This is a genomic window from Trichocoleus sp. AS-A1, assembly GCF_039962015.1.
Classification (GTDB): domain Bacteria; phylum Cyanobacteriota; class Cyanobacteriia; order Cyanobacteriales; family FACHB-T130; genus FACHB-T130.
The window spans coordinates 174,420-197,835 of sequence record NZ_JAMPKG010000001.1; the positions used below are offsets into that span (position 1 = coordinate 174,420).

Annotated in this window: 22 protein-coding genes and 1 pseudogene; 8 read left to right on the forward strand and 15 right to left on the reverse strand. The window is 49.8% G+C overall.

Annotation, left to right across the window (positions count from 1 at the left end; genetic code table 11):
• Positions 1-93: 93 nt before the first annotated feature.
• The 4 genes from dnaJ to NC994_RS00825 are packed head-to-tail and all read left to right on the forward strand — an operon-like array spanning position 94 to position 3,027.
• Positions 94-1,218 (forward strand): molecular chaperone DnaJ, encoded by a 1,125-nt coding sequence (gene dnaJ, locus NC994_RS00810; protein ID WP_190413824.1) that lies wholly within the window; start codon positions 94-96, stop codon positions 1,216-1,218.
• Entirely contained in the window at positions 1,218-1,493 is a 276-nt protein-coding gene (locus NC994_RS00815; protein WP_190427803.1) for a sulfurtransferase TusA family protein, read from the forward strand. The genes dnaJ and NC994_RS00815 overlap by 1 nt, the downstream gene beginning before the upstream one ends.
• The gene (gene rsgA / locus NC994_RS00820; protein ID WP_190436267.1) at positions 1,490-2,662 is read left to right on the forward strand and encodes a small ribosomal subunit biogenesis GTPase RsgA; all 1,173 of its coding nucleotides are present in this window, start codon (positions 1,490-1,492) and stop codon (positions 2,660-2,662) included. The genes NC994_RS00815 and rsgA overlap by 4 nt, the downstream gene beginning before the upstream one ends.
• Before the next feature lie 17 nt (positions 2,663-2,679).
• Positions 2,680-3,027, forward strand: a complete 348-nt coding sequence (locus NC994_RS00825; RefSeq protein WP_190436270.1) for a hypothetical protein — start codon at positions 2,680-2,682, stop codon at positions 3,025-3,027.
• Between the two features lie 77 nt (positions 3,028-3,104).
• Here the strand turns inward: NC994_RS00825 and NC994_RS00830 are convergent.
• The 6 genes and pseudogenes from NC994_RS00830 to NC994_RS00855 form a co-directional block, all read right to left on the reverse strand.
• Positions 3,105-3,350, reverse strand: a pseudogene (locus tag NC994_RS00830) (alpha/beta hydrolase); the annotation flags it as partial.
• A 299-nt stretch (positions 3,351-3,649) separates the two neighbouring features.
• Complete coding sequence (locus tag NC994_RS00835; RefSeq protein WP_190413822.1) at positions 3,650-4,711, reverse strand: NAD(P)-dependent alcohol dehydrogenase; 1,062 nt, start codon at positions 4,709-4,711, stop codon at positions 3,650-3,652.
• A 224-nt stretch (positions 4,712-4,935) separates the two neighbouring features.
• Positions 4,936-5,730, reverse strand: coding sequence for an SDR family oxidoreductase (locus tag NC994_RS00840; RefSeq protein WP_190436273.1), 795 nt, complete (start codon positions 5,728-5,730; stop codon positions 4,936-4,938).
• Between the two features lie 23 nt (positions 5,731-5,753).
• On the reverse strand, positions 5,754-6,845 hold the full coding sequence (locus tag NC994_RS00845) for an alpha/beta hydrolase (RefSeq protein WP_190436276.1): 1,092 nt from the start codon (positions 6,843-6,845) through the stop codon (positions 5,754-5,756).
• A gap of 83 nt (positions 6,846-6,928) precedes the next feature.
• A complete protein-coding gene (locus tag NC994_RS00850) occupies positions 6,929-7,456 on the reverse strand; it encodes a cyclophilin-like fold protein (protein WP_190436279.1) in 528 nt (175 codons plus the stop codon).
• Positions 7,456-7,959 (reverse strand): cupin domain-containing protein, encoded by a 504-nt coding sequence (locus NC994_RS00855; RefSeq protein WP_190436283.1) that lies wholly within the window; start codon positions 7,957-7,959, stop codon positions 7,456-7,458. The genes NC994_RS00850 and NC994_RS00855 overlap by 1 nt, the downstream gene beginning before the upstream one ends.
• Positions 7,960-8,318: 359 nt before the next feature.
• On the opposite strand from NC994_RS00855, the gene NC994_RS00860 reads away from it, so the two are divergent.
• Positions 8,319-9,302 carry an AraC family transcriptional regulator gene (locus NC994_RS00860; RefSeq protein ID WP_190436606.1) on the forward strand — a complete coding sequence of 328 codons (984 nt, stop codon included), beginning with the start codon at positions 8,319-8,321 and terminating at the stop codon, positions 9,300-9,302.
• Between the two features lie 365 nt (positions 9,303-9,667).
• Here the strand turns inward: NC994_RS00860 and NC994_RS00865 are convergent, their stop codons facing one another.
• From NC994_RS00865 to NC994_RS00875, 3 genes are all read right to left on the reverse strand, one after another.
• Positions 9,668-10,567 carry a class I SAM-dependent methyltransferase gene (locus NC994_RS00865; protein WP_190436285.1) on the reverse strand — a complete coding sequence of 300 codons (900 nt, stop codon included), beginning with the start codon at positions 10,565-10,567 and terminating at the stop codon, positions 9,668-9,670.
• Positions 10,568-10,701: 134 nt separating this feature from the next.
• Positions 10,702-11,064 (reverse strand): GUN4 domain-containing protein, encoded by a 363-nt coding sequence (locus NC994_RS00870; RefSeq protein WP_190436288.1) that lies wholly within the window; start codon positions 11,062-11,064, stop codon positions 10,702-10,704.
• Between the two features lie 242 nt (positions 11,065-11,306).
• On the reverse strand, positions 11,307-11,528 hold the full coding sequence (locus NC994_RS00875) for a helix-turn-helix transcriptional regulator (protein ID WP_190413812.1): 222 nt from the start codon (positions 11,526-11,528) through the stop codon (positions 11,307-11,309).
• Positions 11,529-11,646: 118 nt separating this feature from the next.
• Here NC994_RS00875 and NC994_RS00880 point away from each other — a divergent pair, with 118 nt between their 5' ends.
• Positions 11,647-12,102, forward strand: coding sequence for a hypothetical protein (locus tag NC994_RS00880; protein ID WP_190426374.1), 456 nt, complete (start codon positions 11,647-11,649; stop codon positions 12,100-12,102).
• 69 nt (positions 12,103-12,171) lie between these two features.
• Here NC994_RS00880 and NC994_RS00885 read toward each other — a convergent pair whose 3' ends face one another.
• The 4 genes from NC994_RS00885 to NC994_RS00900 all read right to left on the reverse strand — a co-directional run bounded on the left by NC994_RS00885 (position 12,172) and on the right by NC994_RS00900 (position 16,683).
• Positions 12,172-13,551 (reverse strand): serine/threonine-protein kinase, encoded by a 1,380-nt coding sequence (locus NC994_RS00885; RefSeq protein ID WP_190436290.1) that lies wholly within the window; start codon positions 13,549-13,551, stop codon positions 12,172-12,174.
• Between the two features lie 46 nt (positions 13,552-13,597).
• The gene (locus NC994_RS00890; RefSeq protein WP_190413809.1) at positions 13,598-14,827 is read right to left on the reverse strand and encodes a DUF445 family protein; all 1,230 of its coding nucleotides are present in this window, start codon (positions 14,825-14,827) and stop codon (positions 13,598-13,600) included.
• A 140-nt stretch (positions 14,828-14,967) separates the two neighbouring features.
• Positions 14,968-15,669, reverse strand: coding sequence for a bifunctional demethylmenaquinone methyltransferase/2-methoxy-6-polyprenyl-1,4-benzoquinol methylase UbiE (ubiE, locus tag NC994_RS00895; RefSeq protein ID WP_190413808.1), 702 nt, complete (start codon positions 15,667-15,669; stop codon positions 14,968-14,970).
• Positions 15,670-15,735: 66 nt separating this feature from the next.
• The gene (locus tag NC994_RS00900; protein WP_190413807.1) at positions 15,736-16,683 is read right to left on the reverse strand and encodes a response regulator; all 948 of its coding nucleotides are present in this window, start codon (positions 16,681-16,683) and stop codon (positions 15,736-15,738) included.
• Between the two features lie 244 nt (positions 16,684-16,927).
• Here NC994_RS00900 and NC994_RS00905 point away from each other — a divergent pair, with 244 nt between their 5' ends.
• On the forward strand, positions 16,928-18,028 hold the full coding sequence (locus NC994_RS00905) for a RuBisCO accumulation factor 1 (protein ID WP_190436291.1): 1,101 nt from the start codon (positions 16,928-16,930) through the stop codon (positions 18,026-18,028).
• Positions 18,029-18,205: 177 nt separating this feature from the next.
• On the opposite strand, the gene NC994_RS00910 is transcribed toward NC994_RS00905, so the two are convergent.
• Entirely contained in the window at positions 18,206-20,026 is a 1,821-nt protein-coding gene (locus NC994_RS00910) for a glycosyltransferase family 39 protein (RefSeq protein WP_190436293.1), read from the reverse strand.
• A 238-nt stretch (positions 20,027-20,264) separates the two neighbouring features.
• On the opposite strand from NC994_RS00910, the gene NC994_RS00915 reads away from it, so the two are divergent.
• The gene (locus tag NC994_RS00915) at positions 20,265-22,622 is read left to right on the forward strand and encodes an ATP-dependent helicase (protein WP_190436609.1); all 2,358 of its coding nucleotides are present in this window, start codon (positions 20,265-20,267) and stop codon (positions 22,620-22,622) included.
• Between the two features lies 1 nt (position 22,623).
• Here the strand turns inward: NC994_RS00915 and NC994_RS00920 are convergent, their stop codons facing one another.
• Positions 22,624-23,346 (reverse strand): PEP-CTERM sorting domain-containing protein, encoded by a 723-nt coding sequence (locus tag NC994_RS00920; protein ID WP_199299639.1) that lies wholly within the window; start codon positions 23,344-23,346, stop codon positions 22,624-22,626.
• Positions 23,347-23,416: the final 70 nt, after the last annotated feature.

The following is a 23,416-nucleotide window of genomic DNA, read 5'->3' on the forward strand; positions in this document are numbered from 1 at the left end:
AAAATAAAAAAGGAAAAATGAAAAATTGAAGGATATCTAAAGTTTTCATTTTTCCGTTCTCCTAACCCTTAACCCCTAAAGAAGCAGCGTTCTATGGCCCGCGACTACTATGAAATTCTCGGGGTCTCCCGTGACTCAGACAAAGAGGAAATTAAGCGTGCCTATCGCCGTCTGGCCCGGAAATATCACCCGGATGTCAATAAAGAGCCAGGGGCGGAAGAACGCTTTAAAGAAATCAATCGAGCATACGAAGTCCTTTCGGAACCAGAAACCCGGACTCGCTACGATCGCTATGGAGAAGCCGGAGTCGCTTCTGGTGTCGGAGCTGGCCCAGACTTAGGCGATATTGGTAACTTTGCCGATATTTTTGAAAGCTTCTTCAGTGGGTTTGGGGGTACCGGGGGTCAAACGGCTGCTCGCAGACGTAGCGGTCCCGTTCGCGGCGACGACCTGCGGTTAGATTTAAAGCTGGAATTTCGGGAAGCCGTCTTTGGGGGCGAAAAAGAAATCCGGATTCCCCATCTAGAAACCTGTGCTACCTGTAGCGGTGCAGGTGCCAAGCCGGGAACGCGACCGCGAGCCTGTCCGACTTGCAGTGGTTCCGGTCAAGTGCGTCGTGCGACACGGACTCCCTTTGGTAGCTTTACCCAAGTCTCTGTCTGTCCCACCTGTAACGGTGAAGGGCAGGTAATTGAGGACAAGTGTGAAACTTGCGGAGGCGTCGGTCGCAAACAGGAGACGAAAAAGCTTAAAATTACTATCCCTCCAGGGGTAGATAATGGAACCCGGCTACGCGTTTCTAAAGAAGGAGACGCTGGTCTGCGCGGTGGGCCTCCGGGAGATTTGTACGTCTATTTGTTTGTTGAGGAAGACGCAGAGTTTCATCGGGATGGGATTAACGTCCTGTCAGAGATTAAGATTAGCTACTTGCAGGCGATCTTAGGATGCCGTCTGGAAGTGAATACAGTAGATGGGCCGGTAGAGTTAACAATTCCGGCGGGAACGCAACCGAATACGGTGCTGACGCTAGAAAATCATGGCGTACCCAAACTAGGGAACCCAGTCAGCCGGGGAGATCACCTGATTAATGTAGGAATTGATATTCCCAATCGGATTACGGCTGAAGAACGGGAACTGCTGGAGAAGCTGGCTAAAATCAAAGGCGATCGCACTGGGAAAGGCGGTTTAGAAGGATTTTTAGGAGGGTTGTTCAAGTGATCGACAATCCAGCGACTGCAACGGATGTGCCGGACGCTCAGCTGGACTTGCGGGGGACGCCTTGCCCGATTAATTTCGTTCGCACTAAACTCCGCCTGGAACAAATGGCACCCGACACCTTATTAGAAGTTTGGCTAGATCCGGGTGAGCCAATTGAGCAGGTTCCTGATAGTTTAGCGATGGCGGGCTACACAATTGAAGAGACGCGATTCATTGCGTCTGAAGACCGCACAGGCTTTTTTGCCCTGAGGGTGCGGCGTCCAGCTTCCCTATGAGTTCTGTACCACCTCCGTCGCTACCGCCGACAGGAGAGGAGAGGGAGCAGAAATTTCCAGATCCGGTTGATCGGTTGGAAGAATCTTCGCCGTTAATTGGGACGGTGGTGGCTGTGCAGGCGAATTTCTATCAAGTGCGACTAGACCTCAGTAGTTTGGAGTTGGAAGCTGACACCCCGCCGATAACTCCCTTTCTCCTGTGTACTCGTCGGGCAAGGCTGAAAAAAATAGGTCAGAAGGTGATGGTAGGCGATCGCGTTCTGATTGAAGAAGCTGACTGGGCAGGTGGACGGGGAGCGATCGCTGAAGTTTTCCCCCGCACAAGCGAACTAGATCGTCCTCCAGTGGCAAATGCTCAGCAAATTCTTCTCGTTTTTGCCCTAGAAGAACCTACGTTGGATGCCTATCAATTGAGTCGTTTTCTGGTAAAAGGAGAGTCTACTGGCTTAGAAGTCTGCCTTTGCTTAAATAAAAGCGATTTAGTGACAACTGACCAACTCAACCAATGGCGCGATCGCTTGCAAGGATGGGGCTACCAACCGATATTTATCAGCGTCCACACAGGTCGAGGTCTAGAAGAATTCCAGCATCAACTAAATCATAAAATTACTATTTTTGCGGGTCTTTCTGGCGTCGGGAAATCGAGCATCGTAAACTATCTTATTCCCAGCGTCAATCTGCGCGTCGGAGAAGTTTCCGGCAAACTCAGCCGAGGGCGTCATACGACGCGACACGTTGAATTGTTTGAATTACCGACAGGCGGATTCATTGCAGATACCCCTGGATTCAACCAACCAGACTTGGATGCGACTCCGGAAGAGTTAGTGCATTATTTCCCAGAAGCACGCCAGCGCTTAGCGGTTGCCCGATGTCAATTTAGTGATTGCCTGCATCGGGATGAGCCGAATTGTGCGGTGCGAGGGGATTGGGAACGTTACGAGCATTATCTAGATTTTCTGAAAGATGCGATCGCTCTTTCTACTCATCTGAACCAACAAGCCGATCCCGACGCCACCCTGAAAATGAAAACCAAGGGTAAAGGGCACAGTCAATACGAACCCCGGTTAGAAGCCAAAAAATACCGTCGTCCTTCCCGTCGGACTCAACAGCAGGCACTTGACCAAGTGTATCAAGACACGGATTTTTTAGAAAAGATGGAAGATGAATAAAAAAGAGGGTTAGATTTATGCAGCAAATCGATCTCGCTGCGGCATCTCAACCTCTGCCCAAATTAATTGAGGTGGCACTTCGTGGTGAAGAAGTCACGATCTCGAAAGACAAGCATCCTGTTGTCAAATTAGTGCCAGTCTCGCCCCTGAAGCGTCCTCCTCAGTTTGGGAGCGTACAAATCCTCCATCGACGGACATCGCATGTCCAATTACAAACGAAGTCGCATCCGAATCAAGCCAAAGAACCGCTTCGGGGATTTCGTCAGGCTTACTCGTTGTCACGTCGCTCTCCAGAGTTGAGCTTCCACGGAAGGTGGTCGCAAACGGGCGCTCGATCTCGGATAAGGATAGTTCCTCGAACTTAGCCGCTCAGGCTATACCCCACGTTGTTGACGACGACGTCAATGTGACTAAATACTCGTCACGCCCGGACTCGACGACCGCTCTCGCCCCAGAAAGACAAATCGAGGGACAAGGTGACGAATCCCTGCTCAGCCAGCTTTTGGGCATACAGATTTGCGCTCTGTTCTTTGACTGCGCCCATTGGGTGCCCGACTATGATTGCGGGATTCTTGGTGTTCTGATCTAAGGCTTTGGGAATGAAGAGATTCCCAGCAACCTGCATATTGTATTGGTTTCTGAACGTAACCTTCTGCACCGTCACCTTGTCGCTCCTATAGAAGTTGTCCGTCCCCTCGACTACCGCGGACTGCTACACGAGTGCTTGGGGGCTATTACGCCAAACGTGTGTTTTGTCGAGTGCAAATGCCGCCGTTGCGCCGATTGCACTCATCAAGAGGGTTGGTATTAGAACGCGGTGTTTCATTGATTTGTTCGTATGTGTGGGTTTATCTAGCGGGTTAGCTTCGGTTCGACGCGCCTGCCTTCAGCGGGGCTATGTCGATGACGAAGCGATAGCGCGCGTCCTTGTTCACCAAGCGCTCGTAAGCGCGTTTGCATTGGTACTCCTGCGAAGTTTCACCTCGGTTATTCAGATTTCAGAGAAGCCATATCAATTACAAAGCGATATTTCACATCGGACTTGAGCAGTCGCTCGTAGGCTTCGTTGACCTTCTGGATGGGGATGACTTCAACATCGGCGGTGATATTGTGTTCACCGCAAAAGTCGAGCATCTCTTGGGTTTCGGCGATGCCGCCGATCATAGAGCCAGAAAGACTGCGGCGACTCATAATCAGACTAAATGCCGCGACATCTAGAGGCTTTTCAGGCGCACCAACCAGGGTGATGTTACCATCGAGGTCCAGCAGGTTGAGATAAGCATTAATGTCGTGCTTGGCAGCGACGGTATCGAGGATAAAATCGAAGCTACCAGCGTGCTTTTGCATCTCGTCAGCATTGCGGGAAACAACAACTTCATCGGCACCCAGGCGGAGCGCGTCTTCTTTCTTGTCGGGGGACGTGGTAAAGACAACAACGTGCGCTCCCATTGCATGAGCAAGCTTCACGCCCATGTGCCCCAATCCGCCCAGACCGACCACACCTACTTTCTTACCCTCTGTAACTCCCCAATGACGGAGTGGCGAATACGTGGTAATGCCTGCACACAGGAGCGGTGCAACTCCAGCTAGATCGAGGTTTGGGGGAACGCGCAGCACGAAGCGTTGATCGACAACAATGCTATTGGAATAGCCACCATAGGTAACTGGAGCGGTCTTGTGCTTGTCTGGAGAGTTGTAGGTGAAGATCGCATTTTGGCAAAACTGCTCAAAGCCAGCCTTGCAATTGGGACAGTGACCATCCGAATCGACCATGCAGCCAACTCCTACTAGATCGCCCGACTTGAACTTGGTCACTGCTGAACCGACTTGAGTGACCCGTCCGACGATTTCATGACCGGGAACGATCGGGTAGGTTGTGGACATGAAATCGCTCCACTCGTCCCGCACTGAATGGAGGTCGGAGTGGCAGATGCCACAGAAGAGAATTTCAATCTGAACGTCATGCTCAGTAGGATCGCGCCGTGCGATCGTGTCGGAGGCCAGCGGTGATGTTGCACTGACTGCGGAGTAAGCTTTGGCGTTGTACATAAATTGATGCTCCAATCTGGAAGATAAGCTGGTTTACTTGTACTCGGTCTTGAATCTGTCCTGGTATTGTTCGTCGCTGACCTTTTCCATCCAGTCTAAGGGCTTGCCGTCGAGTACCTCCTGAGTAGCGATATGAGTCATCGTCGTTAGTGGTGAATGTGGCGATGGCGACAATGCTTTGTTGTCGTGCGTTTAGGGTTTAATCTGGTTGGCGACGCACATCACTAAACCGTTTGACCGCCATCAATGACCAGGGCGTGCCCAATAGCGAAGGAGGACGCATCCGAACACAGCCAGACGACGGCATTGGCGATCTCTTCGGGTTGACCCATCCTTCCAATTGGTTCCTGCGAGATCACTCGCTCTCGTCCTTCGGAAGTGCCGCTGCTGAAGCGATCCATCATCGGGGTGTCGATGATTCCGGGACACACAGCGTTGATGCGAATGTTCTGCGCGGCGTAGTCGAGTGCCGCCGCCTTGGTCAGTCCGACCACGCCGTGCTTTGCAGCCACGTAAGCCGCTTGACCTTTGAAGCCTTTAACCCCAGCACCTGAAGAGGTATTCACGATCGCGCCACCGCCTTGCTTGAGCATCAGCGGGATTTCGTGCTTCAGGCACAGGAACACGCCGCGCAGGTTGATGTTGACGATGCGGTTCCACTCCTCCTCTGTAAGGTCGGCTGTCGCCGCTATCTTCTGTTCCACGCCAGCGTTGTTGAAGGCAAAGTCCAGTCGCCCGAAAATCTCAATGGCCTTATCCAGGGCTGCCTTCACGTCCTCGGCTCGCGTCACGTCGCACCTGACGGCGAGCGCCTTCGGCAGCAGCGAAGCTCCCGCCCGCCCGTCGAGTTCCTCAATTATGCGGACTGTTTCTTGATTGCCTTGTTCTGAAATGTCAGCGACCACCACGTTAGCGCCCTCACGAGCAAATGCCAGCGCTGTCGCTCGACCGATGCCGTTCGCTGCTCCGGTGACAAAAGCCACCTTATCTGTGAAGTTTCCATTCGAGTTGAGTAGCATATATTCTCCTGCCAGTTTCTCGCTTACCGACTGAGGTGCTGATTGAAAAAGGACGCAAGCTTGTCCCACGGGATAAGGTTCACCCGGTCGTACAAATCGACGTGTCCCGCGTTCGGAACGATGTAGAGATCCTTTGGCTCGGCTGCGCGTTTGTAGGCATCTTCGCTGAACTCCCTAGAATGGGCATTGTCACCCGTGATGAACAGCATCGGACGAGGCGAAATCGTCTCAATGTCATCGAACGGGTAAAAGTTCATGAATTTGACGTTGCTGGTAAGTGTCGGATGCGTTGTAAGTTTCGGCGACGAACTTTTGGGGGTGTATTCGCCTCTAGGAGTGCGGTAGAAGTAATAGAACTCACGCTCAATGGCGCTGGAGTTCTCATTTAGTTCATGCACAGTCCCGCTTGTGTATTTGGTCTCGCCGCCCGTGAACTCCGCATAGCGTTGCTCAGCCGCCTCTGCGATCCATTTCTTCCTTTGTTCCAGGGTCGTAGAATGCTTAAGCCCGTTGCGAGCGGCAGCACCCATGTCATACATACTGACCGTCGCAATAGCCTTCATTCGCGGATCGATCTTGGCGGCGCTGATGACGAAGCTACCGCTACCGCAAATTCCAAGAGCGCCAATCCGATCTCTATCAACGAATGGTCGGGTGCCCAGAAAATCGACCGCAGCACTGAAATCCTCGGCATAAATATCCGGCGAAACAACGTTGCGAGGCTGCCCCTCACTCTCGCCCCAGAAAGACAAATCGAGGGACAAGGTGACGAATCCCTGCTCAGCCAGCTTTTGGGCATACAGATTTGCGCTCTGTTCTTTGACTGCGCCCATTGGGTGCCCGACAATGATTGCCGGATTCCTGGCGTTCTGATTCAAGGCTTTGGGGATGAAGAGAGTCCCAGCAACCTGCATGTTGTATTGGTTTTTGAATGTAACCTTCTGCACCGTCACCTTGTCGCTCTTGTAGAAGTTGTCCGCCCCCTCGACCACAGGGGACTGCTGCGCGAGTGCTTGGGGGCTATTACGCCAGACGTGTGTTTTGTCGAGTGCAAATGCCGCCGTTGCACCGATTGCACTCATCAAGAGGGTTGGTATTAGAACGCGGTGTTTCATTGATTTGTTCGTATGTGTGGGTTTATTTAGCGGGTTCACTTTGGCTCAATAGTCGTCGCAAGCAGTTTCATTTCGTACCCTCTTTACTGCGATCGCAACTCAATCGTCGCTTCTACAGAACCAGGCACATTCAATGCCTCGATGTCACCGTCAATTTTTCCGAGGATAATGAGTCCGTTTGAGTATCCAAAATCGTTGTAATACATCGCTAAATTCCCCCAGGGAGCGTAATAAGCAATATCTCCAACCGCAGGATCGGTGCCCGGAGGTGCATCTTCTGTGGATAATCGTCTTGGCAAATCACTAATTTTTTCGGTGTTTACGTAATCTTTTAGCGTCAGTGTTAATGGCAACAGGGAAATAAAATCCTGAGTGGTTTTGCTGTCAATCAACGTGGCTGGTACAACCTTGTTTCCGATCTGGATGTTGATCTTCATCCTGTTTGTCTGCTCGGTTGATAGTTCAGTTGGTATCTCTAACGGGGCATTGCTGGTGATACTGTTATCGGCATGGCAGGCTGAGGAACTTAGGGACATTGCTAAAGCGAGAACCAAAATCAGCATTCGCTTCTGACCGTTTTTTCCTCTAGTGGGAAGCCATCTCGAAAGCATCAGGATCTCCCTTCGTACTGTTCGTCGCTGACCTGTTCCATCCAGTTCACAGGGGTGCCGTCAAGTTGTTCTTGAATCGCAGTATGGGTCATGGCTGTAGTTGCTGTGGCTCCGTGCCAGTGTTTTACGTTCGGTGGAATCCAGACAACATCACCGGGTCTAATCTCCTGAATTTGACCGCCCCACTGCTGAACCCAGCCAACTCCAGCCGTCACAATCAGAATTTGCCCCAAAGGATGGGTGTGCCATGCGGTTCGGGCACCTGGCTTGAAGGTGACACTTGCGCCAGATGCACGGGATGGATCGTGCGCCGGAAAAAGAGGATTGATGCGTACAGAACCCGTGAAATATTCGGCAGATCCTTCAGTGGAAGGCTGCGAACCGTTACGCGTGATTTCTACCGTCTGTGGGCGATCGCCAGATGAGACTTGCGTATGCCCTGCCTGCGCGAACCCCAAAGCCAATAAGGAAAATGCCATGACAGGTATCGTGAGCCGTTTCATTTCTGTTCCTCCAATTTGTGCTTTGTCATGCAAAGCTTTCCCACAGCGACCAATGCCTGCCGTGGATTTGATGATGCTTCTCGTGCAATCGAAAGAAGCGCTTGACCAAATAAACCTGAGTGTTCTCTTGAAGAGAAATCCAGACGCTTACAAGCAGCCGGAATCACATTTCATTGCTTTAACCTCATTCTAGGAATCTTGAAAGGCAAGCAATAGGACGATTGTCTAGGATGGTTGTACAATCCTGCAAACTTGCACCGCTTTCGATTCAAGCCGCGCTAGATTCTTATACAGGCTTAGCTGCCAAACCCTTTCTAGAGCTTGATGTGTCTATAAATCGATTTGAACGGACATCAGAAATGAACGCTGCAAGAACGAGTGAAAAGTCCGATAGAGCGTTGATGAATAACCCTCAGGCAAAGCGTGAAGCAGACCGAGCGCAAGCCAACCGAGAGGAACTAAGGGAGCGAATTGCCCAAGCGATTCGTCAAGATGGAGCGATCGAGCTGCTGAAAGGATTGCACTTCTATCGCACCTCGTCTCCTTCGGAATGCTTTCATAGTGTCTCTATTCCTGCCTTTTGTGCGATCGCTCAGGGCAGCAAAGAAGTCCTACTGGGCAGCGATCGCTATCAGTACGATCCGATGCACTATCTGCTGGGGACAGTCGAACTGCCGATTGCCAGCCAAATTCTAGAAGCAACTCAGGAAAAACCGTACCTAGGCCTTCGTCTCGATCTCGACCCTACCCTAGTTGGCTCAGTCATGGTTGAGGCAGGCTATCCCTCAGCGCAACGGGGTGCTAGTGTAAAAGCGATCGACGTGAGTCCGTTGGATGCAGACCTGTTGGATGCTGTGGTGCGGCTTGTCAGGCTTCTCGATTCTCCTGCCGAAGCCCATGTGCTTGCACCCCTGATTAAACGGGAAATTATCTACCGACTCCTAATGGGAACGCAAGGAAATCGGCTGCGTCAGATTGCCGTTCTAGGTGGCTACACTCACCACATCGCCAGAGCGGTCGATCGACTTCGCAAAGACTTTAACCAGCCGCTTCGGATTGAAAGCATCGCACGAGAGCTTGGCATGAGCGTTTCTGGCTTTCACCATCACTTCAAGTCGGTCACTGCTATGAGTCCCTTGCAGTTTCAGAAGCAACTACGGCTTCAAGAGGCTCGCCGTCTGATGCTGGGGCAAAACCTTGACGCTAACAGTGCTGCCTACCATGTGGGATATGATGACGCCTCGCACTTCAACCGGGAATACAAGCGGCTCTTTGGTGCACCACCGATGCGTGATGTGGAGCGGCTGCGAGAAACTGCCAGGGAGACTGCTGGTTCAATATGACCTCTTCAAGACTCCTAATCTTGCCAGAAGTCGCTAAAAAGTTTCTACGGGATAGATGTTCTAATTCGTTATAGGGCATTTTAACTCCCTCTTGCCGTCCTTCTTCCTAAGGTTTTCCCGATTCTCCTTTACCTTGACTCTAACTGGCACATTGCTTTCCTATTCATGCAGGAGGTCTAAGGATGACACCCTACAGACAATGTTCCGGTACGCGCCCACCGAGAAATGAAGTAGGCTAACTATCATTTCGTTAGACTGATACAATTTGTCTAACTCTTCTAGTTCGGGCAATCATCGCTCTTTTGTTGCTCGCGTTAGAGTAAAATTTAAAACTCTTGCATCAAAGGAATTTGACCAATTTAGTATTAGCGTCGGGCTGACCAGTTGCGTCTATCTACTTTGGCACCGCCTAATATATCCACGCTTCCAATAATGGTGTTGTCAGAAATGCGCCCATTAAACTGCATTGTTACCAGCTTCCCTTGCTTCGGCTGTGAAACTTTAAAGCTAAGTTGGTCGCCTGTTAATTTCGCCTCAGTAATCGGTATTTCCTCATTGCTCATTTTCACAGTTCCGGTAACTTCTTGAAACTGTTGACGTAATTGAAGCGTGTAAGGATTTTTGCTTCCAACGGATTGCATATTCCATTGCCAGGTTCCTGTTACTTGTGCTGGAATCACCCAGTAGAAAACTCTGTGAATGCGAGAACCAACCCGCAACACTTCAGTACGATCGGGTTTCCATTCCTTCATGTCAAACTGGTGAGACACAACGGGCGTTCCCGGTTTGAGTTCGCGCAGCAGTTTTGGTCGCAGTTGGACGTTAACTTTAGGCAACAGGTAAAGCGTCACCACGGTAGCTTCGCTGAGGTCAGTTTGGAACAAATCTTGCTCGACAAACTTCACGCGATCGCTCACACCTGCTAATCTAGCTTTTTCGTTACTTTCCTGAATTAGTCGCGGGTTAATTTCGAAACCGACACCTTTCGCGCCAAATTCCTTCGCGGCTGCGATAACCAGCCTGCCATCACCAGAACCTAAATCGTAAACGACATCATCTTGAGTCACGTCAGCCATCTTTAGCATTGCTGTCACCACCTCGTTAGGTGTTGGCACATAAGGCACATCAGTCTGCGATCGCACCCCCTCCGGCAGGGGTGGAGGTTGAGCTTGGGAGACGGGTAGCGATCGCCCTTCTTGCCAGATGAAGAGGCTGCTAACACCCGCACACAACACCAAAAAGCCAAGGATTCGCTTCAAACGCATAGCAACTGATGACCTTAGTGAATGTGACACTTCTCCTTATCTTGCCAGAAGCGATCGCTTGTGAAAACTTGGATTTAGAGAGAGCGATCGCTTCCCATCACTCGTCTTTTACAAATCTTACAAACCGCTATAAATTACTTTTGGCTACAAGTTGCCAGTCTCGACGCGAGAGAAGACATTTCCACAATTAAAAATGAAGAAACCACGTCCCCATTAAGATAGAAATTAAGCGATCGCATCCAAGGAAGATGTCCTGCTGGTGCATCCAAGCTGAAGGTAAGTTCATCATATTCGCACCAACCTTGTTCAAACCATCCCAAGCGATCGCCAAAACTTTGCCAAGTTTTATCGCCAGCGTGCAGCTTACCACCGACACTCTGCCAGATACTCTTTTGTACGCTATAACCAAAATGCTCGTTGCTGTATCTTAACCATAGTTTTTCGATAGTACAAAAGTCTGGATAGGGAATCTTTTTAATCGCTTCTATATCTAGCAAACCTTCTTTTTCGATTGGTTATTTTAAGTACAACAGCCGCAGTTTCTTTATCAGCTTCTTTCCATTTCCATCTACTAGTCAATCTTGCAGTCTGCTGTAGTCCATTCCTACTGCTGAAATTAATTGCACCGCCCCAAACCATCGATTGCAATGTTGAAACGCTTGGGTTCATTTTGACACAGTACCAAGAAATGTCCCCACAGCGCGATCGCTCACTTAAACTTTATTGAATGTTACGCTGCTTATTCTTGCACCACTTCCAACAAATCTTCAATTAACACATCAAAAGTTCGCGCTAACTTTCTTAAAGCAGCTAAGTCCGCCATCACCATTCCCGGCGACACTGCATAAGTTTTGATGGTGCTGTATGAGACTCCGGAACGTTCGGAAACCTCCTTCAGCGTCCAGCCTTCCTTGGCGGCAAACTCCCTAATCCGCAACTTTATTAACTCTGTTCTTGACATAGAGTTTAAATTTCGACTAAAATATTTTATCCAGTAAAAAGCGATCGCCCTTTGGCGTCGGAAACTGAAGAGCGATCGCTAATTCCACAAAAACTCCATGATATTGGAGTTAATTATTATGATATCAAGCTCACAGCCTGAAGCAAGGGTTGTTCATCAATTGGCTCGGTTTGTGACGAAAGAAGCGATCGCGCTTTTGCTTAACCTCAACCCCGAACAGATATATCGGATCGACTGTTGGCAATATGTCATCCACGTTGTTGGCAAAGGCGTGAGTACGTTTGTCAGCTATGCGGATCTGCCACCCATTTTAGGCGCAGAGACACCCACTACCAAAGATTTCCTCAGATGGCGCAAGCGTTGGAGAAAGCATCAATATAAAGCCCCCGGCTTTTGGGTGAAATTTTACGAGCAGAAACTAAACACAGCCCCTTCCTTGGCAGAAATGTACAGATGGGGGGAATTGCTGAGCGTCATTAAATCTGTGCTGTCAGAGGCTCAATTGCGGAGGTTGCGGAGTCTCTATGCCCAGAAAAAACAAGCAATGGAAAATTTTCAAATTCAACTTGTTTAAGAATTAATTTCCAGAAATCTTGCGAACCAGCTGCTTCAAAACAAAGCGATCGCTCTTGAGTTGATTCGCTTACAAGTCGGGACGCGCCAGCAGCGACTCGCCAACCGTTACAAAACAACCCCAAACCCCCCCCGAACCCCCGACTCGCCATCCCGGAAGATGTCCGGGGAGAGCATCGGAAGTGAAATTGAGGTCATTCCACCACAACCAAGTTTCGTTGACGCGCCAACCCACGCGATCGCCAAACGTGACAAAATCTTTCCCACACTCGTTGTAAATCCGCTTCTGGACGCTCAAGCCAAAGCGTCCGTTGCTGTAGTTTACCCAGAGAGTGTCGATGGTGCGTAAATCTTGCCCTGGAAACGATTCAATGTGTTCGTAATCCAGCCATTCTTCGTCCCGACGGGCTACCTTCAGCATAATCGCCGCCGTTTCCATATCGGCTTCTCTCCACTTCCCTGCTGCTAATAAATCCCGCAATTGACGGTAATTTTCCCCCGCCTCCGGACTCAGCTTGTTGTGAGAGTCTGAAGAAACAAACATTGTCGTGGGAAGCGTGGTGTCAGACGTAGTAATGACTGATTCAACGTTTCGGATGGGTAACGTCGCCGCATCTTGATTCAGACTGCTGAAATTAAATAAATCCAACCAAGCTTGCACGGAAGCAGGACGATTCTCTGGTTCAAACTCCATACCTTGGAGAATTGCCAGCTCAAGGCGATCGCTAATACTAGAATTAATTTGTCTCGGTGCCTCTAAGGGAACTTTCGCCGCCCTGGCAAAAGCCGGAGTCGGGCGCTTTCCCGTGAGTAAATAATACAGAGTTGCAGCGAGGGCGTAGACATCCGTATACTCGCCTCGCCTCGCTTCCTCAGCATATTGCTCAATCGGTGCAAAACCGTGGGTTAAAGCTTGAGTATGAGCTTGGGTAGTATCCCGGATAAACTCCCGTGCAATCCCAAAATCAATCAAAACTGCCTCTAATTTCCCAGAACGCAGCATGATGTTGTGCGGCTTTACATCCCGATGCAGCAACCCTTTATCGTGAACGACGGTAAGCGCTTCACCAATCTGCTGAATGTAGCGCAGTGCTTCTATTTCCGACAGCAGTCCCCACCTGTTCACCCACTTCCATAAATCTTCCCCTTCCACATATTCCATCGCCATACAGGGAAGCGAGCCTTCCTGAAAAGCATTGTCAATCTGCACGATATGCGGATGACGACATAAGGCTAAGCGTAGCGCCTCATCTCGGAAATCCCGCTGAAATTTATCCCGGAAAGAAGCGAGTTCTGGGTTGTTGAGGACATCGTCCTTCAGCGTCTTGATGACAACTTGATTGCCTTTTCTGTCTTTAGCAAGATAGGTAATCCCAACACCACCCTGACCCAGCGGTCTTTCGATGATATAGCGATCGCCGTATAACCTCTGCCCAGCTGCCCAAGCCATAGCTTACGAAAGACTCCAAGACGAACCGTGTTAATTTTTGCACAGTTTAACGCAGCAACAGCAAAACCCCCTGTAACAAACCCACGACAAACCCTAAGATGCCTCCTAAATTAACAATTGCTTGCAATTCACTTTTTACGATGCCTTGAATTGCCATTTCTAATTCCGCTGCCGATGTTCCCTTGACTCGGTCAATAATCACCTGATCGATCGACAAAATCGGAATTACTTGAGCGACAATTTTTTCCAGATCCCGCTCCAAATAGCGCTCTAAAATTAAAGCCAATTCTTTGCTAACCACTTCTAAGGAAGCGTTGACAGCAGGCGATGTTCGCAGCCGACCCAGGATTAACTTAGCAATATTTTCCCAGTCCACAGAGTCACTCAATCCCTGCAACAAATCAGCGCCCCGCTCTTGAATATAACTGCGGACGCTGTCGCGCATCGTTTTCCGCAACTGGCGCACCGTCGAAACCGGCAAATTTTGTAAAGAGAGATTTTGCAGCCATTCCTGCAAACGTTCTCGAATTCCCAAAGAGAGAATCAACTCTGTTATCCGCTGATTTGTTTCCTCTTTTTCATCCAGGCAAAACGTCCGCAGGCGCGTCAGAGTGTTGCGAAGACCAAATAAATTCGCCACTACCCAGTAAGTGCCACTCGTCTTTGCCCGAAAGCCTTCATCAATGACTTGAATATTGCGGTCAGTCAAAAAATCTATCAAAGCTTGCCGCACAATATCTGGTGGTAGCACCACTTGCAATATCCAGTCAGAAAGCTTCTTTGCCTGATCGTCACTCAGCTGAAATTCCAGCAAAACCTTATCAAAAATTTGGTTGAGTTGGACTTCCAGAAAATCCTCGCGGCGAGCTAAAACTTTCAGCAGGCGAGGAAACGATTCACCCAGCAAATCCCGCAGAATTCCCGCCATAATTTTAGCGGTTTTCTGCTCGGCATCGGGTTTGACCTGCTCTAGCGCTAGCCGGAGTAACCAAAGAATTGCTCCCTGCACCCGTTCTGTATGCAGCAGCCGTCGTGCCAGATTTTGCAATTCTTCTGGCGTCAGCAGAGAACCCATGATGGTGTCAGAAACCCGGTTGGCTAGCCGTTCCTGATTTCGGGGAATCAATCCAGGCGTGAAAGGGACGCGCCGCCCACCGATGTAAAGAGTCCGATAGGGGCGGAATAACATTTTAATGGCGATATCGTTGGTGAAGTAGCCAATAATTGCACCAACAATCGGGGGGCTGACGTAAAGCCAGAGGTTAGACCAATTCAAGGCGGCGATCCAATTAGGCAGGGGTTACGTTTTAAGGGAAGTTATGAATGTTGAATGTTGAGTGTTGAGTTAGGGTCAATTCATAACTGATAATTCAACACTGATTACTCAAAACTCATCTGCTACCCCCTACTACCATCTTAGGCTTTGGTTACTACCAATACGCCCATGACCCCACCCGCAATTTGATAGTGGGTCGCGGCGGTAAATCCCGCTTTTCCGGCTAAATCCACTTGTTCGCTGCCCGTGGGAAATTTATCTAAGCTAGGGCTAATGTAGGCATATTCTTCAGTCAATCCCATGTCTTTGGCGGTTGGGACGACGATGGTATCGAGATACCACTGCTGAAAGCTTCGCATTAAACGATTGCTGGGACGATGGAAGTCTAGGATAGCGGCTTTAGCACCCGGCTTGAGGACGCGGTGCAATTCTTCCAGACATCGAGGAATATTGGTGACGTTGCGAAGTCCGTACCCCATTGTGGCGCAGTCGAAATGGTTGTCGGGGAAGGGGAGATTGAGGGCATCGCCTTCTATCCAGGTGATGGGGCACTCCTTTTGGGTGCCCCTATTTTCCCATCGCTCTCTCGCGATCGCTAATTGCGCCGGTGAAAAATCCACCCCAAATACTTGACCCTTCTCCCCTACCTGTCGCGCCAGTAGCTGGGCGATGTCACCACTCCCACAGCAGACATCTAAGCAAATATCTCCCCGACTCGCATGACTCCACTTCACCGTCATCAGCTTCCATACGCGGTGCTGTCCGAGACTTAAGCGATCGTTAAGCTCGTCGTAAACGGGTGCAATGCGGTCAAAGATGGCTTGAATATGCTCAGAGGTCATGATGTTTCAGTTGCTAACAGGTAAGGGCTAATGGCTAATTAGGAAATTACCATCAGCCCTTAACGATTACTGATGAGTGCGGGTCGTGGTTAGAACCAGAGCAATCTGCTGGGCGGATAAGTGAATGAATTTCAACTCATCTTCGCGTAGTTTACAGGGTCGTTTCCACTGGAGGGATAGCAACGCTAGTACGTCGCTCCGATAGATGATCGGGATCGCTAGATGCGCCTGGAGACCGGAAGCTTGGTATTGTTCGATACTTGCTGGAGGAGTCGTTCCCGGAGTATTTACCCAAACCTGAAGTTTTCGAGAGGCGATCGCATCCTGTACCAGAGGGTCTTTTTCCAGCCAGTTTTCCGTGTCGCCTACAGCACTATAAGTTCCTTTTGCCGCTACCAGCTGATTGCCATCTACCTGCTGTAAAATACAGCCATCTGCTGCGAAATTTCTGCCAAAGGCACTGGCGATGGGTTCTAGCGTTGCCTCTACATTGGGAGACTCCTGAGCCACTTGCACAATCGTTGCCAGCAGTGCCGTTTGTGCTTGAGCGCGATGCAGTTCCTCCGTGCGTTGCTTTAGCAATTCATAGGTATCTGCTGCCCGCTGGACTACCGCCTTTAATTCGTTGGGGTCCCAAGGCTTGGTAATGTACTTGTAGACTTGTCCAGAATTAATCGCTTCTACCAAATCTTCCACATCGGTAAAACCCGTGAGGATGATTCGTACCGTATCCGGGAACTTGGGCACGGTTCTGCTCAAAAATTCCGTTCCCTTCATTTCAGGCATCCGCTGATCGGAGATAATCACGGCTACTTCCCCTTCTGTCGCCAGCACTTCCAGGGCGTGAATACCGCTTTCGGCTCTCAGCACATTGAAATCTCGTCGAAAAGTGCGGTAGAGCAAGTCTAAATTATCTGGCTCATCGTCTACCACCAACATTTTGGGCTTCTTGGGGCGTTCTAGGCTCATTAACTGACGGCTGATACTATCAAGCTCTGGAATAGCATTGTCCATAACGATACAACAAACTCTTGGTCAACTTGTTAATGCAAATTCAGATACACAAAACATCTATCTTAAGACCGATTGTTTAGTAGCGCTTTCGGGACAAATGACATAACTAGGAATTCCTGGTTTGCGTCAAACAGACCGGACCTCAAACTAAACTTGCCATGTAAATTTATTCGTGACCCGAACGCGATACATTTAAAAACGTTCCTGGTCGCTTGATAGCGATGAAAAGCTTTTTGAGGTCATTATGACTGAAACACCTTCCGCAGACACTCCCGATCGTAGCCTTCAACCAGAGTCAGCGAACGTGAATGTTGAAGATTTGCTGTTCTCGCTCCGACGTAAAGAAGGAACCTGGGTTGACTGGGGACACGCCTGTGCCAAATTGCAAAAAGCCGGTTACAGTACCCAAGCGATTTTTGAGGCAACTGGCTTTGAGCCAATACATCAGAATCAAGTAATTGTAGGCTCACAGGTCTATACGTCTTTGGTCAACGGTGGGGCAGTAGAAGAAGTGCGATCGCACTATTCTCGCACTGGCAGTGATATTTTATACGAATTGCGGATTCTGACTGAGCCGGAACGGGTCGCCGCGGCAGACTTTATCCGATCCAGAAACCTCGACGCCGATGTTGCCCGTGAAGTCGCCAAAGATGTGAAAGAATTGTCCCGGATGCGGACTCTACCGCAGGGGTTTACCGACCATCCTGGAGACGCGGTTGCTTATCAGTATTGGAGACGGGCAAAACAATTAAGTAATTTGCAAGAGCGATCGCGTTTTATTGCACGCGGCTTAATGTTTGCCCACAGCCAAACTGCCCGAAATCAAATCGAACAGCTGCTAACCGAAGGAATTGCCGGTGCTGCCCCTCGTCGTGCCCCCTCTTTGCCCCTGTACCGACTGGATGAGGACGAACAACTCCCTCGCACGATACCCGTCGCCGGTGCCTTGCCCTTGACACCCGCAGACTTGCAATTGGTTCCCCCAGTAGAACAGATTGAGCCGTTCCGGTTAGTGCAAACTTCTTGGAGTGGATCTTGGGTGTCTCTACCCGGTTGGCAAGTCGTCTTGAACGCACAAGACCCGGTCGTCATTCTCTGCAACAGCAGCCAGTTGCCCAGCCAACATACCAACAAACCGGAAGGAATTCTAGTTCTCATCGATCGATCTCGACAAGAATGGAATGACAGCAGCTATTTTATCGTTGACCAGTCAGGAGAGCTGCAACTTCACTGGTTCCCCGATGCTCCTACTGTGCCCATTTTGGGACAAATCCTCCTGGTGTTGCGTCCGAAGAAAATTGTCGATGAAGACATGACTAAGGATTTATGGCAGATCGAAGAATAGTTGATGGGAGTTATGAGTTTTGAGTTTTGAGTTACAAGAGAATTTTTCATTCCAGGACTTATGCAAAAACTCTCTCACACTCTTATTTCTTCGTGTCTTAAGCGAAGATGGTTCATTTTTCCGTTCCTGGTGCGTAAGTCCTAAATTCAAAACTCAAAACTCAAAACTCAAAACTGGCTAACGACATCGATATAGCTGATAAGGAACCCCGATTCGGTAGTGCTGAGTAGAGTCAATCGTACAACTCGTTGGCTCGGCAAGTGCCAAAGACTGGGGATAATCGACCCGCTTGAGTCCAGGGGCAACCACCCACAAATTCAGTGGCGATTTCAAAGGAGTTTGGATGGCAGAGAGATTTTGCCAAAGGGCATCATAACTAGGTTTCGCGTTTAAGAAAGCAAAGTAGGCTTTTTCGCCCTCCGGCTCAAAATCACCGACGCGGGGTGCCCGGATTTTATCGACAGCAAGGGCAAAGCTTAACCCCAAAGCGACATCCTGGGAATCGTTGTATCCCACCACAACCATTAGAGGAATGGTCGGTTCTAAGTTCATGTGGTGGGAGACTTGCAGGGGGTTAAAGGGCTTTAAGAATGCCAGGTTAAAAACGACAAAAACGCTGCTGAGAAGGCAAACTAGCAGTACATCTGAGGACTGAGGACTCAGGAGTAAGTATGGATCTTGGCTTTGGTGCTGAGTTCGTGCATTTCCATCAAAATTTTCTTGGGCATCTTCAGTGGGCAATTCTTTTGCCGCAGTCCCGATGGTGAGGATAGCTCCCAAAAGGGCGCACAAAGCTGGGTAATAGACAAAGTGATAGCGAGGGGCAATGGTGATGTCTTTGTCCAGCAGGTAGACAATGGCTAAGAATTGCAGCAGCACGCAAAAAGTGAAACTACCCAAGGCGAAAATTGCTGAGGAATAGAGGGTTTTAAAGCGACTTGGATTTACCTGCGTGTGCCCTCCAGAGGCGGTTAATTGCCTCTTTCCCTTAAAAAAATTATAAATTTGCCTTCCCAGCCAACAGCCAAACAGAAGCATCAGCAGCCCCGATGGAATCGCAATCCATAAAGGCTGACTTTCTACGGGTAGGGCGATCGCCATCAGCAGCCAACCGACCAAAGTTTGGTATAAGGGCGCAACGTTATGGGGAGACGGAAGCCAACTGGTTTCCGAACGTCCAGAATGTCCCAGTAGCACCGGCAACCAAGGCAGAAAACTGAGTACAATCCCCAAAATTGTCAGACTCAGCCCAACCCAGGTGTGAATTTTAAGCGATCGCCGCCGCCAGTAAAATATCGTCAGGAGCGTCACCAGCTGCGCCACGAAAGCTAAGACAAAAAAGTAGTGGACGTAGAAGGCAATACTGTTGACAACGCCCCAGCCAAGCCAAACGCGCCATCCCGTCTGCCGATTTTTTTCCAGGTCTTGCTGAATTTGAATGAATCCTACCAGTGCCAAGGTAATCAACAGCACCGGGAGGGTGTAGTGCCGTGCTTCTTGGGAGAGGTAGACGCCAAAAGGAGAAACCGCCATGATTGCTGCGGTCATCAAACCGACGGCGGGGAAGAAGGCGATGCGACCTAGCCAATAAATTGCCGCGATCGCTCCGACTCCGAAAATCGCCGGTAGCGATCGCAAGTCAGTGCTGAGCAGTAGGGGGACGGTAGCGCCTTGTCCGTACTCATGGCTGAGTAATTTTAGCCAGCCGTGCATCAGGCAAAAAAATAGGGGAGGATGGGTAGACTGAGTTGCAAGTGTATGAGCAATTTCAGCACAGCTAACGTCTGGCTTCAGGGTAAAAATTTGCTTTAAGGTTGATAGGGGAAAAACTACGTCAAGCGGGACATCATTGTAAGTCCGTCCCAAACTAAATAACCCTGTAATCACCTCATCTAGCCACAGCGGTTTCAGGTCAAGATGCCAAAACCGCAAAGCAGCGCCCAAGACAATTACCCCAGCTAGCGCTAAATAATGTAGAAAGAACTTTAGGCGATTCATGTTTTTCTGTTGTTAGCTGCTAATTAGTAAAAAGTTTTAAGTGTTAAATTTTGAACTAAAAAATTCTCTTGGAACTCAAACCTCAAACGCGATAAACCGCGACTCTACAACTCAAACCTCAAAACTTAAACCTTAGACGCGACAAACCGCGACTCCACAACTCAAAACTCAAAACTCTCACAAGCCATTAGCCATGAATGACGATAATCTTATTCACCCAGATGGTACAGCAGCCCAAATGGTGCCGGATTTGGCTCAGGTGTCGCTAGCAGCAGTGCGCGAACAGGCAATGCAGCGACTCCGCAATGGGTTGCGAGCGGGGCAGCAAAGCATGGCTGACTGGCGAGGTGGCCCTTTAGCGGTTTCTGCCGTACCCGGTGCGGGTAAATCGACTGGGATGGCAGTGGCGGCGGCTTTAGCGATCGCTCGTTACCAATTGCATACTCGACGCTATTTAGTCGTTGTCACCTTTACTCGCTCGGCTGCGGCAAATATTAAAGCCAAGATTCGGCAGTGCCTGCGGGAGGATTTGCGACTACCGCAAACTGGCTTTGTTGTCCATACGTTACACGGTTTGGCACTGAATATTGCTACCCGCCATCCAGAGCTATCGGGTTTGAATTTGGAAACGGTAACTTTGGTTTCTCCGAACCAAAGTCACCGCTTAATTCGGGACTGCGTAGAGCGATGGATTTCTCACAATCCTCAGCGCTACTCCACGCTGCTGGAGGGATTGCAATTTGATGGGGAAGAAACCGAGCGGTTGCGCCGTCAGGCAGTTTTACGCACCGAAGTGTTGCCCAGTCTTGCAAACACGGTAATTCACGAAGCAAAAAGTTCTGGATTGTTGCCGGAAAATTTGTGGGAACTGGCAAGACAGACGCCGGATGATTATGGAATTTTGAGCGTCGCTGCCGGGTTGTACGAGCAATATCAAGCTTTATTGCGATCGCGCGACTTGATCGACTACGACGAAATGATTCTCGGTGCCCTGCGGGTGCTGCAAAACGAAAGCGCCCGCCAACTTTGGCAAAACCAAGTCTTTGCCGTCTTTGAAGATGAAGCCCAAGACTCTAGCCCCCTCCAAAGCCGACTTTTAGAAATTCTCGCCGCTCAACCCGCCAGCAATTCCCCAGCCCTCAACTTGGTGCGCGTGGGAGACCCCAACCAGGCGATTAACTCCACTTTCACCCCTGCCGATCCGATTTACTTCCGTCGCTTCTGCGAAGCCTGCCAAGCCCAGGAACGCTTGGCAACGATGGATCGAGCGGGTCGGAGTAGCCAGACGATTGTTGACGCCGCGAACTTCGTCCTGGAGTGGGTGAATCACACCTATGGGGGCAAACCCGACCGTAGAGGAACAACTTCGTCAAAATCCTCCCAAAACCCAACTGAACTGCCCTTTCGTCCCCAAACCATTCATCCCGTTGACGCAGGAGATCCCCAATCTGACGCCAACCCGGAACCAACGGGTCGAGGGCTGGAAATCTACACCCCCCGCGACATTTACCATACCGTCCAGCTGATCGGAGAACGGACGATCGAATTATTTGAGAAAAATCCCAAAGGTCGGGCGGCGGTTTTGGTGCGGGAAAATCGGCAAGCCCGATTTGTGGCTGAAAGGCTGAGTTATCTGCAAAGCCAGCACAAGATTGAGGTGTACGATGTTTCCCAGAGCGATCGCCACTCTAACGTCCCCACCGAAATCCTCGCCCTCTTACAATTTCTCGATCGCCCCCACTCCCCCGACTATATAAAAGCCGCACTAGAGGTACTCGTACAGCGCCAGCTGATTCCCACCCAAGACCTCAACGCCCTCGCCACTTTTCCAGAGCAATTTCTCTATCCCGGCCCGCTCGATCCTCCCCAAACGCCACCCGTGCATCAGGCGGCGCGGTACTGTCGCAGTTTGCTTCGCGCCCGCTTGGAACTGCCCCACTACCAATTGCCTACCTTTCTCGCTCTCACCTTAAAATACGACCCGTCCGAACTCGCCACAGCGGATAAATTAGCCGAACGCATCGCCCAACAAACCTACGGCAACAGTTCCATGAGTTCTACTCTGGAAGTCTTAAGCGAAATTGTGAATTCCGAACGCTTTGAACCCGTAGAAACTGAAGACACAGACGCCCGCTATGTCCGGGCCGGTCAACTCACCATCATCACCATGCACAAAGCCAAGGGATTGGACTGGGATTATGTCTTTATGCCGTTTTTGCACGAAGATAGTATTCCCGGCAGTCCTTGGGTGCCTACGGCTGCCCAATTCCTGGGCGATTTTACCCTAGCAGAGGTCGCTAGGGCACAGATTCGCGCCAGTCTCCACGGTCAATATCCCTTACCCCCAGCACCCGCAGCCTGGGAACAAGCGGGACAGCTCAAAAACGCAGAGGAATTCCGCCTCCTCTACGTGGCGATGACACGAGCGAAGCGCCTACTCTGGATGGCAGCTGCTCAAAAGGGACCTTTCCGCTGGAACACCTTCAACTGGAATAATCAAGACAATTTACAGGAGAAAAAACCGTGTCCGGTGATACCCGCGTTAAAGAGTCGCTTTCCTAAATCGGTGGTTGCTTTGTCTAGGATGCCGAGTTAGTTTACTTTTTTTGTTTGCGCTTAAGTCGTGAAGTTGCACCGAAAGCACCCAATGCCAGTAAACCCAATACAGAAGCTGGTTCGGGAACCGAAGCTGTTTGAGCGGCGGTTAGATAGCTAAGGTTGTCAAATCCCCATGAACCTAATTCCTTAGTGAAATCTACAACTGCCCGTTTTACAGGGGTGCCGCTGTAAGTAAAAGTAGTGCCGGAAACACTAATTCTGAGTGGGGAAGGAAAGTCGTCTACGAATGTTTTATCCAGAATCACCTCTGTGATGCCAAGAGAAGTGAAGTCTTCGTCAAAAAGTTGGACGGTTAATTTGGGTAGAGGCTGAAAGCGAAAATCCCCTAGCTTCGCCACGTCGAACATAATATTAGAAGTAGACATGGCAAAGTCAAGTGTTAAAATTCCTGGCGCACCGATCTCTAAGACGGGGGGTGATAAATCAAGGAAATAAAATGCTTCTTCAACGCCGAACAAACCTCCGAGATTCAATTTTCTTTCAACATTGTAGGTGGCAGCAGTTGAGTTTTCTCCATTTACTTTAAAGTCAAATGTAACGCCCTTAAAACTCAAATCATCCGCTGGTTGAGTCGGCAGCTCATCAAAAGTTAATGTAGTCAATGTAGCAGCCTGCACGCTTTTAGGTGCCATCAGTGCAGATAAGGAAAAGCAGACTGTGCTGAAGACTAAGGCTGAAAGTGTTTTTCTGAAGGTAGCCATACAAGCCATTTCTCAAAAATTGTAGAAGTTGCAAGTGGGAATGGGTAAAAGTGGAATGCGATCGCTATCT

What these genes read in the sequence shown, in the direction of transcription:
- dnaJ (WP_190413824.1), top strand. Translation starts at nt 94, where the DNA reads ATGGCCCGCGACTACTATGAAATTCTCGGGGTCTCCCGTGACTCAGAC.
- rsgA (WP_190436267.1), top strand. Translation starts at nt 1,490, where the DNA reads ATGAGTTCTGTACCACCTCCGTCGCTACCGCCGACAGGAGAGGAGAGG.
- NC994_RS00825 (WP_190436270.1), top strand. Translation starts at nt 2,680, where the DNA reads ATGCAGCAAATCGATCTCGCTGCGGCATCTCAACCTCTGCCCAAATTA.
- NC994_RS00835 (WP_190413822.1), bottom strand. Translation starts at nt 4,711, where the DNA reads ATGTACAACGCCAAAGCTTACTCCGCAGTCAGTGCAACATCACCGCTG.
- NC994_RS00840 (WP_190436273.1), bottom strand. Translation starts at nt 5,730, where the DNA reads ATGCTACTCAACTCGAATGGAAACTTCACAGATAAGGTGGCTTTTGTC.
- NC994_RS00845 (WP_190436276.1), bottom strand. Translation starts at nt 6,845, where the DNA reads ATGAAACACCGCGTTCTAATACCAACCCTCTTGATGAGTGCAATCGGT.
- NC994_RS00850 (WP_190436279.1), bottom strand. Translation starts at nt 7,456, where the DNA reads ATGCTTTCGAGATGGCTTCCCACTAGAGGAAAAAACGGTCAGAAGCGA.
- NC994_RS00855 (WP_190436283.1), bottom strand. Translation starts at nt 7,959, where the DNA reads ATGAAACGGCTCACGATACCTGTCATGGCATTTTCCTTATTGGCTTTG.
- NC994_RS00860 (WP_190436606.1), top strand. Translation starts at nt 8,319, where the DNA reads ATGAACGCTGCAAGAACGAGTGAAAAGTCCGATAGAGCGTTGATGAAT.
- NC994_RS00865 (WP_190436285.1), bottom strand. Translation starts at nt 10,567, where the DNA reads ATGCGTTTGAAGCGAATCCTTGGCTTTTTGGTGTTGTGTGCGGGTGTT.
- NC994_RS00875 (WP_190413812.1), bottom strand. Translation starts at nt 11,528, where the DNA reads ATGTCAAGAACAGAGTTAATAAAGTTGCGGATTAGGGAGTTTGCCGCC.
- NC994_RS00880 (WP_190426374.1), top strand. Translation starts at nt 11,647, where the DNA reads ATGATATCAAGCTCACAGCCTGAAGCAAGGGTTGTTCATCAATTGGCT.
- NC994_RS00885 (WP_190436290.1), bottom strand. Translation starts at nt 13,551, where the DNA reads ATGGCTTGGGCAGCTGGGCAGAGGTTATACGGCGATCGCTATATCATC.
- ubiE (WP_190413808.1), bottom strand. Translation starts at nt 15,669, where the DNA reads ATGACCTCTGAGCATATTCAAGCCATCTTTGACCGCATTGCACCCGTT.
- NC994_RS00900 (WP_190413807.1), bottom strand. Translation starts at nt 16,683, where the DNA reads ATGGACAATGCTATTCCAGAGCTTGATAGTATCAGCCGTCAGTTAATG.
- NC994_RS00905 (WP_190436291.1), top strand. Translation starts at nt 16,928, where the DNA reads ATGACTGAAACACCTTCCGCAGACACTCCCGATCGTAGCCTTCAACCA.
- NC994_RS00910 (WP_190436293.1), bottom strand. Translation starts at nt 20,026, where the DNA reads ATGAATCGCCTAAAGTTCTTTCTACATTATTTAGCGCTAGCTGGGGTA.
- NC994_RS00915 (WP_190436609.1), top strand. Translation starts at nt 20,265, where the DNA reads ATGGTGCCGGATTTGGCTCAGGTGTCGCTAGCAGCAGTGCGCGAACAG.
- NC994_RS00920 (WP_199299639.1), bottom strand. Translation starts at nt 23,346, where the DNA reads ATGGCTACCTTCAGAAAAACACTTTCAGCCTTAGTCTTCAGCACAGTC.